The 12,041-nt window shown below is 34.2% G+C and carries 10 protein-coding genes; 5 read left to right on the top strand and 5 right to left on the bottom strand.

What is annotated here, in order from left to right:
- Window positions 1-208: 208 nt before the first annotated feature.
- From HRU49_RS06085 to HRU49_RS06105, 5 genes are all read right to left on the bottom strand, one after another.
- Entirely contained in the window at window positions 209-712 is a 504-nt protein-coding gene (locus HRU49_RS06085) for a MarR family transcriptional regulator (protein WP_296355202.1), read from the bottom strand.
- Between the two features lie 47 nt (window positions 713-759).
- Entirely contained in the window at window positions 760-1,530 is a 771-nt protein-coding gene (locus HRU49_RS06090) for a hypothetical protein (RefSeq protein ID WP_296355204.1), read from the bottom strand.
- 21 nt (window positions 1,531-1,551) lie between these two features.
- Window positions 1,552-3,603: a M3 family metallopeptidase gene (locus HRU49_RS06095; protein ID WP_296355206.1), complete on the bottom strand. Its 2,052-nt coding sequence runs from the start codon at window positions 3,601-3,603 to the stop codon at window positions 1,552-1,554.
- 185 nt (window positions 3,604-3,788) lie between these two features.
- Window positions 3,789-4,268: a 5-(carboxyamino)imidazole ribonucleotide mutase gene (gene purE / locus HRU49_RS06100; RefSeq protein ID WP_296355208.1), complete on the bottom strand. Its 480-nt coding sequence runs from the start codon at window positions 4,266-4,268 to the stop codon at window positions 3,789-3,791.
- A 3-nt stretch (window positions 4,269-4,271) separates the two neighbouring features.
- Entirely contained in the window at window positions 4,272-5,426 is a 1,155-nt protein-coding gene (locus tag HRU49_RS06105; RefSeq protein WP_296355210.1) for a 5-(carboxyamino)imidazole ribonucleotide synthase, read from the bottom strand.
- A 150-nt stretch (window positions 5,427-5,576) separates the two neighbouring features.
- Between HRU49_RS06105 and HRU49_RS06110 the strand changes: the two genes are divergently transcribed.
- From HRU49_RS06110 to HRU49_RS06130, 5 genes are all read left to right on the top strand, one after another.
- Window positions 5,577-6,689, top strand: a complete 1,113-nt coding sequence (locus HRU49_RS06110) for an adenylate kinase (RefSeq protein WP_296355212.1) — start codon at window positions 5,577-5,579, stop codon at window positions 6,687-6,689.
- 71 nt (window positions 6,690-6,760) lie between these two features.
- Window positions 6,761-7,759 (top strand): GTPase ObgE, encoded by a 999-nt coding sequence (obgE, locus tag HRU49_RS06115; protein WP_296355214.1) that lies wholly within the window; start codon window positions 6,761-6,763, stop codon window positions 7,757-7,759.
- A gap of 46 nt (window positions 7,760-7,805) precedes the next feature.
- Window positions 7,806-8,327, top strand: coding sequence for a DUF4136 domain-containing protein (locus HRU49_RS06120; RefSeq protein ID WP_296355216.1), 522 nt, complete (start codon window positions 7,806-7,808; stop codon window positions 8,325-8,327).
- Window positions 8,328-8,464: 137 nt separating this feature from the next.
- A complete protein-coding gene (locus HRU49_RS06125) occupies window positions 8,465-9,004 on the top strand; it encodes a DUF664 domain-containing protein (protein WP_296355218.1) in 540 nt (179 codons plus the stop codon).
- A 592-nt stretch (window positions 9,005-9,596) separates the two neighbouring features.
- Window positions 9,597-11,570 carry a hypothetical protein gene (locus tag HRU49_RS06130; RefSeq protein WP_296355220.1) on the top strand — a complete coding sequence of 658 codons (1,974 nt, stop codon included), beginning with the start codon at window positions 9,597-9,599 and terminating at the stop codon, window positions 11,568-11,570.
- Window positions 11,571-12,041: the final 471 nt, after the last annotated feature.

Below are 12,041 nucleotides of genomic sequence, written 5' to 3' on the forward strand. Positions count from 1 at the left end.
GCTTTTTAAAATTTATCATTATAGAAATACTCATTATTATTTGGGTTGCACCAAGCACTGTTTGTGCAATTATGCCTCCCAAAAAAGTAAACCATAATAAAATTGTTATTGGAATCAACCAGCTATTAATTTGATAAAAATTCTTCATTATACTATAGTTTTTAAACTTTCAGAAAAAATTGAAAGTATTGTTTAAAAAAATATGAGCCTATGTCATAAGTTTTAAAACTGATTTTGTTAGCCAGTTTTGTTTTTGATTTACAAGTTTGTTCATTAAGTTGTCTAAATCGTCAGTAATGTCCTTTAAGGCTTTTGTTTGTTTTATAAGCTCCTTGGTATTCACGGTACCGTCATCTTTTATAGATGAGACTTCTTGGAGTACTTTAATAACGGGTTTAATTTCTCTTCGACTGCGTTCCTTCGCAACGATTCTTGCCAATTCTTGAACATCTTTTTCAGTTGTAAAAAATTCTTTTCGTTCCCCTGAAATCAATACTTTAGTAACGATACCCCAATCCATAAGTTGTCTTAAATTCATACTAGTATTGCCACGAGAAATTTTGAGCTCCTCCATGATATCCTCCATGGATAAGGGTTTTGTAGAAATAAAAAGAAGTGCTTGTATTTGAGCCATGGCTTTATTAATGCCCCAAAGCGTACCTAAACTTCCCCAAGTACTAATAAACTTTTCTTTTGCCTCTTGATATTCCATACAACAAATATACAATAAATATTAAACTTTCAATAATTACTGAAAGTTTATTTTATTTGTAAATGGATATGATCATCGTGCCTTACCGCTCTGCATCCATGGAATCGAATGCGATATGCTTTATTTAATTGTAATTGCTGTTCTAAGTAAGGTTCAATGAAAATAGATTGCGTTTGTGATTTGGATAGTAAGGATTGAATTAAGTCTCGAGTACCGTTCTTGTCAAATTCCAAATCATCATTAGTTCCAAAGGTTAGGTATTTAGTAAAATCGTATTGCCAAAATCCTTGATCTAAACAGTTTTTGGACGATTGAGAGCGTTTTTGGACATAAACTCCATAACCAGAACGGGAAGGTTTGTCCGTTGTTGCCTGTCCTTTGTTATCCAAATACATAAAACTTAAATCTATTTTCCTTCCATCATTATGGCTTAGATGTGGTAATAATGGGAAGCCATTAAAAAAAGGAAAATTAGCATCTAAATAGGTAATCTTAAGTCCGCTAGTTTTTGCAGACTCAAATAGCACGGCCTTTAATTCTGGATCTGCATAATTTCTAAATGCCAATGGGTAGAACCAGTTTCTTGGTGCTACTTCTGCACTAAACCAAGGCAATGCTTCACGACCAAAACCTTTCGCAATTGGTGGTACAATAATTAGGTTAAAAATGAGATATAGACACATAAAGACAAAGCGTTTTTTCCACCCTTTCCAATTCGTTACAACCAATGATATTAGCCAAATAACGCCTCCAACTTGGGTAAGTGTCGTTAGGATGAGAATGATAAAGATGTGTCCAATCGGTTTTATGATATACATATAACCAAAACGGAAAAGACACTATTTTATTAGTCCAGCACGTCTTAGAAGGGCTTCAGGTTTTGGTTCTTGACCTCTAAACCTTTTATATAACGTCATTGGATTGTCTGTACCACCTTGGGATAAGACATAAGCTTTAAATTTATTGGCTACAGTTTTGTTAAAAATACCTTCTTCTTTAAAGTATTCAAACGCATCGGCATCTAATACTTCGGCCCACTTGTAACTGTAATACCCAGAAGAATAACCTCCTTGAAAAATATGTGCAAATGCCGTACTCATGCAATTTTCTGATACCTCTGGATAAAGCTGCGTGTCATTAAATGCTTGGGATTCGTAGTCTTTTACAGAAGTTATAGATTCTGGAGATTCACCTGCATGCCAAGCCATATCTAGCATACCAAAACTTAATTGTCTAAGGGTTTGCATGCCTTCATGGAATGTTGATGAGGCTTTAATTTTTTCAATGAGATCCATTGGAATCACCTCTCCCGTTTGGTAATGCGTTGCAAATAGTTTTAGGGTTTCTTCCTCGTAGCACCAATTTTCAAGAATTTGACTTGGTAATTCAACAAAGTCCCAATAGACACTAGTTCCAGATAAACTTGGATAAGTTGTATTGGCTAGCATGCCATGAAGCGCATGTCCAAATTCATGAAAAAGCGTAGTTACTTCATTAAACGTTAGTAATGATGGCTTACTCTTTGTGGGCTTGGTAAAATTGCAAACAATGGAAATATGTGGACGGTGATTATGACCGTCCTTTATCATTTGAGGTTTAAAAGAGGTCATCCAAGCTCCGTTTCGCTTTCCTGCTCTCGGGAAAAAGTCAGCATAAAATATGGCTACTAAAGCACCTTCATCGTCTATGACTTTATAAGTTAAAACATCTTCATGATATTTGTCTATTGAATCAACGCCATCCTTATCATTAATTTCTTCAAATTGTAATCCAAATAATTTTTCGGCAACTGTAAAGGCACCATTAATCACATTTTCTAGTTTAAAGTAGGGCTTTAACTGCTCATCATCTAAACTGAATAATTGCTGTTTTAATTTTTCAGAATAATAGGCAGAGTCCCATTTTTGTAATTGGTCAATCCCGTCAAGATCTTTTGCAAATTCTTGCAGTTTGTTAAACTCTTTCGTTGCAGCAGGCTTAGCCTTTTCTAATAATTCTTTAAGAAAAGCGTTCACCTTCTCTGGTGTTTCTGCCATACGCTCTTCTAGGACAAAATGCGCATGTGAAGCGTAGCCCAAGAGTTGGGCACGCTTATATCTTAAGGTCGCAATACTTAAAACAATATCTTGATTATCTAGATCGTCGTTTTTAAAACCTTTACTGCCAAATGCTTTAGAAAGCTGTTCTCTTAATGTTCTATCGTCAGCATACGTCATAAATGGAATGTAACTAGGATAATCTAACGTTATAATCCAACCTGTTTTGTCTTTACTTTCGGCTAATTGTTTGGCAGCTTCTTTTGCTCCTTCTGGTAATCCAGATACTTGGGATTCTTCCGTTAGCAACATTTCAAAGGTGTTGGTTTCTGCCAAGATATGCTCTCCAAATTTTAGTTTCAGTTTACTTAATTCTTTATCAATAGCCCGAAGTTCTTCTTTCTTATCCTTTGGTAAATTGGCACCATTTCTTGCGAAGCTCTTATACTTTTTATTTAAAAGTGTTGTTCGTTCTGTGTTGAGGTTTAACTCTGCCTTCATATCATAGACGGCCTTAACACGTTTAAATAAATCCTCGTTAAGAGTAATGTCATTACTAAATTCAGATAATAATGGAGAAACTTCTTGCGCTATTTTTTGAATATCGTCATTGGTTTCAGCAGAATTAAGGTTGAAAAATATACTTGAGATCCTATCCAGCTGTTCACCAGAATAATCAAGAGCTTCAATTGTATTTTCAAATGTTGGTTCTTCGTTAGCGTTTACAATAGCATCAATTTCAGTTCTAGCTTTTTCTATCGCTATTTTAAAGGCTGGTAGAAAGTCTTCATTTTTTATGGATGAAAAAGGTGCTGTATTGTAAGCAGTATTGAAGTATTTATTTAAAATTGTCATTTTTTTTAATCGTCTAATTTTTCTTACGTATTTGATTGATAATGTGAATTTTAACGCTAATTTAAGAGATCAATTTTTTCTTCTTTTCAAAGATTGTATTACTTTTGCCCATCCTTAACGAGCAAGAATTTTTGTTCTTAAAGGGTTGGTTAATAGCTAAAAGCCTTAACGCAAGTTGAGGCTTTTTAGAGTTCTTTAGCAGAAGCGATAACCTTAGCCTTCAATCCTTCTTTATATACCATTACTTTATCTAAAACACATTGGTCTGCACTTCCTAAGATTTGAGCAGCAAGGATACCTGCATTTTTAGCTCCATTCAGAGCCACAGTTGCAACTGGTACTCCACCTGGCATTTGGAGAATTGATAAAACAGAGTCCCATCCGTCAATAGAGTTACTACTTTTAACAGGCACTCCGATGACTGGTAAAGGTGACAGTGATGCGACCATACCTGGTAAATGAGCAGCTCCACCAGCACCAGCAATAATGACCTTTATACCTCTTTTATGCGCATTTTTGCCATAATCGAATAATTTGTCTGGAGTACGATGAGCAGAAACGATATCGACTTCTACCTCAATATCAAACCCTTTTAATATATCAATAGCGTCTTGCATTACAGGCAAATCGCTCTTACTTCCCATGATTATACCAACTTTACTCATAATTTATTCACTTATAACTTCTATTGTTTTCTTTACCTTTTCTGCTACTTCACGCGCTTTATTTACATCCTCATCAACTATGGTAACATGCCCCATTTTACGAAAAGGTCTGGTTTGCTTTTTTCCATATATGTGAGGTGTTACGCCATCCATGGCCATAATATCCTCAATATTTTTATAGACCACGTTTCCGGTATGATCTTCAGCACCAACTAGATTTACCATGACACCAGCGACTTTACTTTCGGTTTTACCAAGCGGTAATCCAAGAATACATCGTAAATGTTGTTCAAATTGGGACGTATAACTGCCTTCAATACTGTAGTGACCAGAATTATGAGGTCTTGGCGCTACTTCATTGACTAGAATCTCGCTATCCTCAGTCTGAAACATTTCAACAGCTAATAAGCCAACATGTTTAAATGCTGCCGCTGTTTTTAAGGCAATTAATTCTGCCTTTTTAGCAATGGCATCAGGAATTCTAGCTGGACAAATCACATATTCTACTTGGTTAGCTTCAGGATGAAATTCCATTTCTACAACGGGGTAAGTTTTTAAATGCCCTTCAGAATTCCTTGCTACGATAACTGCTAACTCATTCTTAAAGGGTATCAGATCTTCTGCAATGCATTCTACATTTGGTAGATCTATGAGATCAGTATAACGTCGCACAACTTTTACTCCTTGTCCATCATAACCAAAACGAGCACTTTTCCAAACAAAAGGATAGCTTAATCCGCCATTGTCAATAGCATCACTAATTTCAGAGGTGTGTGCAAAACGTGAAAAGTCTGCTGTTGGGATGTTGTGGTCTCTATAAAACAGTTTTTGATGTGCTTTATTTTGAATAGTACGTAATGTCTTTGCAGACGGAAAAACGTTTATGCCTTCCTTCTCTAATTTTTCGAGTGCATCTACATTCACATTTTCGATCTCAATAGTCAAAACATTCACTTGTCTTCCAAAGTTCATCACAGCATCAAAATCAAGCAAATCACCAACTGTAAATTCATCACACGCTAAACGCGCTGGCGCAACTTCGCTAGGATCCATTACACAGGTGTAAATGTCATATTTACGGGTGTTATACAAGATCATTTTGCCTAACTGACCACCACCGAGTATCCCAAGTTTAAAATTTGAAGAGAAGTAATTCATGCGCACTTTCTATAAAGGTATACATCTATCTATTAAACACTAAAATTCAGTACAAAAATAAGCTAATTATAGTACAAAATTCTAAAATTAGAAAGCAAAAATGGGCTATCGATAATCATTTGATTATCTTTGCATTTCTAATTTTACAAGATGGTTATTAAGCTTCACGATTTATTATTTAAACCTTTCATTTCTGAACAAGAAATCGAGGAGGCTGTCCAACAAATGGTCGACACCGTGGCTAGAGATTTGGGTGATGAAATGCCAGTTTTTGTAGGCATACTTAATGGGTCATTTATGTTTGTAAGTGATTTTGTGAAAAAGTATCCAAAACCTTGTGAAGTGACATTCATCAAATTGGCATCCTATGAAGGGGTTAAGTCAACAGAAGATATTCAACGATTAATAGGCATAACCCAAGATCTTACGGGTAGAACAGTTGTAATTTTAGAGGATATTATAGACTCAGGTAATACTTTGGAGGAGGTACATCGCATCTTCAAAAATGAGAAAGTGAAGCAATTATTAATTGCAACATTATTTTACAAACCTGAGGCATATGCAAAAGATTTTAAACTTCATTACGTTGGTATGGATATTCCAAACAAATTCATTGTCGGTTATGGACTTGATTATGATGGATTGGGAAGAGATTTACCAGATGTTTATCAATTAAAAACAACACAACACATGACAAATATTGTGCTATTTGGCCCTCCAGGGGCAGGTAAAGGAACACAAGCCGAATTTTTAAAAGAAAAATATGATTTAGTACACATCTCTACAGGTGATGTATTTAGATATAATATTAAAAATAAAACAGCCCTTGGTATGTTGGCCAAGTCATATATGGATAAAGGTGAATTGGTGCCAGACCAAGTAACGATAGACATGTTGAACAAAGAAGTTGAAAAAAATGCTGGTGCTAATGGTTTTATTTTTGATGGCTTTCCAAGAACAAATGCACAAGCAAAAGCATTAGGTGATCTTATGGATAATAAAGATTCTCAAATTAATGCTATGGTAGCTTTAGAAGTTGATGATGAAGTGTTAGTTGAGCGATTATTAAAACGAGGAGAAACTAGTGGTAGAGCAGATGACGCTGATGAAAGTATCATAAGAAATCGTATTAAAGAGTACTACGACAAAACAGCCATATTAAAGGAGTATTACTCTGATCAAAATAAATACTTTGGTGTTGATGGTGTTGGTAGTATTGAAGATATTACTGTTAGATTAAGTGATGTTATAGATAAGCTCTAATCTTTCGAATAAAAACTACTATTCAATTCTAAGGTTTAATTATAAAATTGTCTGTTTTAGGATAAGCAATCATGACTGAAGGAAATTTTGTTGACTATGTAAAAATGCATGTATCTTCAGGTAATGGAGGTAAAGGCTCTGCGCATTTACATCGCGAAAAATATATTCAAAAAGGTGGTCCTGATGGAGGCGATGGCGGCCGTGGAGGTCATGTGATTATTCGTGGAAATTCTAATCTCTGGACCTTAATACATCTTAAATTTAAAAGGCATATAAAGGCAGGCCATGGTGCTCATGGAAGTTCGGGAAGAAGTACTGGAGCTGATGGTGAGGATGCTATTATAGAAGTGCCTTTAGGAACTGTTGTTAAAGATACTGAAACGGATAAAGTACTTTTTGAAATCACTGAGGATGGTGAAGAGAAGATTGTTGCTGAAGGCGGTAAAGGCGGTCGAGGTAACTGGCATTTTAAAAGTTCTACTAATCAAACGCCGCGATATGCACAGCCAGGTATTCCCTTAGAAGAGAAAAATATTACTATAGAGCTTAAAGTTCTTGCAGATGTTGGATTAGTTGGGTTTCCTAATGCTGGAAAGTCAACTTTGTTATCAGTTTTAACATCGGCAAAGCCAAAAATTGCGGATTATGAGTTCACGACTTTAAAACCTAATTTAGGCATTGTGAAGTATCGTGATTTTCAATCCTTTGTTATGGCAGACATTCCCGGAATCATTGAAGGTGCTGCTGAGGGGAAAGGACTAGGCTATTACTTCCTAAGACATATAGAACGAAATTCTATTTTGTTATTTTTGATTCCTGCAGACGCTAAGGATATCGTCGCGCAATATAATATTTTAGTGGATGAGTTACGTCGTTACAATCCTGAGATGCTTGATAAAGAACGTTTTGTTGTGATTTCGAAGTCCGATATGCTCGATGATGAATTAAAGTGCGAAATTTCTGCTGTCCTAGACAAAGACTTAGAATGTCCTTATCTCTTTATTTCCTCTGTTGCACAACAAGGTTTAACACAATTAAAAGATACCTTGTGGAAATTGTTAAATGAATAGTTGGCGTGAGGCTTGACGTTTATATTTAGTATCTTTAAAATAAAAAATGCGTCTTTTAAAATATTTTCTTCTTCCACTATTGTTCATGTCTTGTGGTACTATTGTAAATTATGATTACGAGAAGTCAACAGATTTTAGCCAATATAAAGCCTACAACTATTTTGATGATATGGAAACTGGACTCAGCGAGTTAGATAATAAGCGCATTATGAGAGCCATAGATGCAGAGTTGGCTACCTTAGGATTGACGCGATCTGATGACCCCGATTTTTTTATTGATATCCAAAGTCAAGAGGTTATGAATCGTAATACCACGAGTGTTGGTGTTGGTGCTGGAGGTGGAGGCGGGGGTAGCTTCGGTGGAGTTTCTGTGGGTATACCAATTGCAAGCAACCAGAATACGCGACAAATTATCATTGACTTTGTTGATAAGGCTCAGAATGAAAAGTTGTTTTGGCAAGCCGTCAGTGAATCCACATATGGACCTAATGCATCTCCCGAAAAAAGAGAAGCAACTTTTGTAAAACTGGTGCATAAGATTTTTGCGGGCTATCCGCCAAAGAAATAGTTAATCTCATGTTAATAGCGTGCTTGAGTGATGAAATTGATTCTATTTTTAAGAGAATCAAAACCATCAATCACATGAAATCATCTTATTGCAAACTTACTTGTCAGTCTAAGAATAATTTTAAAAAAATAGGCTTAATGACTAGTATCTTAGCACTATTTTTAAGTACATCAAGTCTACAAGCACAGCTTGAGATAAAAGCTCCTGAAGGTTATTCCCGGGATATTGGTCAAATGGTATCTATGTTAGATAATCTTAAAAAACGATTAGAACGTTACGTCAGCCTATTAGATCAAGAAGGAACAGATTTTCTTTTAGATGAAAATGCAAATAGTCCTGGTGCAATGATTTATCATCTAGCAGCAACAGAAGCTTATTATCAGGTATATACGTTTGAAGGTAGAAGTTTTAATGAAGAAGAGAAGCAAGAATGGGGAACAGCTTTAAATCTCGGTGATAAAGCACGTGCAGAATTTAAAGGTAAACCTATCAGATATTACCTGGATATTTATGATCAGGTAAGAGCTAAAACCAAAGAATTATTGAAGACTAAAGATGATCATTGGTTTAAGGAAATGAATGGTGGTGTGAGTAATCACTGGGCATGGTTTCATGTTATGGAACATCAAGCTAATCATATGGGACAACTAGCGATAGTTACAAAGCGAATACCATAAAAAAGAGGCCAAAAGCCTCTTTTTTATTTGTTTGACTTAATTCAGTGCGTCTTTGTATTTGTTTTTGTAACCAATTAGCACTACAACATTAAGAACCAATAATACTATTACCTCAATACTATTGTCTGAGTCCAAGATGACATGAAAAAGTAAAGCGTTCACTGAAACACTCATTAAAATTAATGCTAGTCATCTATCAAATTTATCAATGATTAGAGTCAAACCAGCAAGAATTTCTATACTGGCTACAAGTGTCATTGTTTTAGAATTCATAAAGACACCAAAATAAGTACCAGCATCACCTATTGACTTTAAGATAAAAGAACTTGTTTAAACTAAAAAACAAAGACAAAAATTCAAAATAACATTCTTAGAACCTTAAAAACTTTTGCATTCGTAATGATATGATTAATCCTTGAACTTTAAAATTATTTTTTGTCTAATGATTTAAGCTATTTCCATGCTTTATAGATTGTTGTTTTTCCGCTTAGCGTTATCAGAGGACCGTTTGTCATATTTTTCATTTAAATCAAAATTTTCAATATCTATATTTAGGAAATTCACCGTACAATTAAAATTTAAAAAGCCATCTATGAAAAGACTATGCGCTCTATTGTTTTCTATTTTACTTCATTTCACTGCAAATGCTCAAGACGTAAAAGAAATTTCAAGAACTTGGACATCATTTAGTCAATCTATTGAAGTTGAGGTAGCAACTGATTCTATTAAGAGGTTTAAAATTGTAGCGTTTGCTAAGGTAGATACCAATGATGAACAGGCATGGGCAGGCATTTGGGCAAGAGTAGATAATAAACCAGGGCAAGGAAGAGGTTTTTTTGATAATATGGGTAATAGACCTATAAAATTAAACGAGTGGAAGTCTTATGAGGTTCAAGGTATCATTGACGATAAATCTGCGGAGTTAAATTTTGGTGTCATTTGTTCGTATAATGGTAAATTCTTCTTCGATAAGTTTGAGGTTTATATAGAAGATGATCATGGTTTTTTTCAGCCTGTAGAGATTCATAATCCAAGTTTTGAAAGTGAGGTGTCCAATCGTGCTATAACAGGATGGAATTATGGTGTAGGAAGTGGAGACGGCACTTTAGTCAGGGAATTTTCTGCTAAATCAAGTAATGACAGTATTGATGGTAACTTTTCTGTTTTAATCGAAGGAAAAGGTATTTCTGAAAAGGTTGGGAGTATTGAAGCTGTTTTTCCAAATATTGGAATTGCTATCACCATAATTTTTATTTTGATAGTCGTATTGTCTTTGCTAACTTATACTTATTCAACGTCTGATGAAAAGCAATCTGTATTATCATCAATTGGCTTTAGATTTTCTTTTATTTATTTTCTTTTATTTATCTTTTTTCAAAACAATGGGGCATACCCATTTTTCAATTATTTAGCTAAGATCCCTTTGGAGTGGATGCAGAGTTTTGCTCCTTGGTTTGGGGAACAGGTTTTAGGTATTCCTTTTAGGGTTAATACAAGTCCAAATGGAAGTGGCGATACAGGTTATGATTATCTAGTAATACTCATAATTTTTTCCTTGGCACTTTTAGGTACAATTATTTGGTCTATTATAGATAGAAGGCAAAATAGCTATACTAAATTATATTATTGGTTAACAACAGCTATGCGATTTTATGTTGGTTTGATGTTAATAAACTATGGTTTGTCTAAGGTTATACAGTTGCAATTTCCAGAACCTAATTTTTATAGATTATTACAGCCTTACGGAGAATCATCACCAATGGGTTTAGCTTGGACATTTTTAGGCTTTTCTAAAGGCTATAATATGTTTATGGGCATAGCAGAAGTCCTTGCAGGTCTATTACTTTTTAGAAGAACATTAACCCTTGGAGCTATTATTACTCTAATGACAACTATGAATGTAATGGCAGTGAATTACTTTTTTGACGTGCCGGTAAAAATATTATCCACACATTTAGTAGTTATGACACTTTTCCTTTTGGCAAAAGATTTTAGAAAAGTGATGCAATTTCTACTCACTAATAATCCAGTAAATGAATTGGTAATTATTGCTCGTCCTAAATTAGAAAAGGGGGTGGATATTAGTTTAAAAGTTTTTAAAGGACTTGTAATTGTTTATGCATTAGGTTACGGTTTTTACAGGGTATTAGAATCTCAGAAAATATACGGAACGGATTTACCTAAGCCTCCTTTATATGGTGTTTATGAAGTTGCTGATTTTGTTGTTAATGGGGATACACTAACAAATTATAAAAGTCCGAAACTATGGAAAAACATAAGATTTGAAAGAGAGGGAATGGTACAGATAGAGAAAATGAATAAACAACGCGAGGTATACAATATTGAGTTAGATACTCTGAAACAAAAAATTAGGTTTATGTCAATGTCCGGCGGTAATGCAGAAAGTTTTGATTTTAATTATTCAAAGACTGATAACACTTTAGATTTTAATTTCATAGTTAAAAATGATACAATAATAGGAACTACAAAGAAACTAGGTAAGGATAAGTTCTTGCTTGTTAATCGTGGCTTTAATTGGATAAGTGAGTATCCTTATAATCGATAGATTAAATGTGAGGATTTATGATATACTTTTATCAATATTTAAAATAACTAATCAATTATTTTTACTGGAAGATCTTTGCAATTTAAATATTGAAAGGTCTTTCATTGTATAAAATGTTTGCCACTGAGCTTATATTATTTACCACTCATCATATTATTGATTGTAAAAGAAAGGTGTGATTGTAGATTTACGTTATCAATTAAAAGACGGCAGTAATCAATAATCTAAAAACAATAGTTTATAATCTAAAGTATTCTTGAAGTTAAAGCAAGCTAAATCAATTAACAGTCAAAATCATCAATTCCCCAAAAATCAATAAGAAAACGGCAAGACACATCTAAAAAATATCTAACAAAGCTCGAAAAGTACTAACAGTATAAAAACAACAAAAACATCATCATTTTTTGTTATGTAGGCCACATTAGTTTACTTGTCTTAACAAAACACCATAAAATTTACCTCTATTAATGC

This window comes from Winogradskyella sp. (genome assembly GCF_013213975.1).
GTDB lineage: Bacteria > Bacteroidota > Bacteroidia > Flavobacteriales > Flavobacteriaceae > Winogradskyella.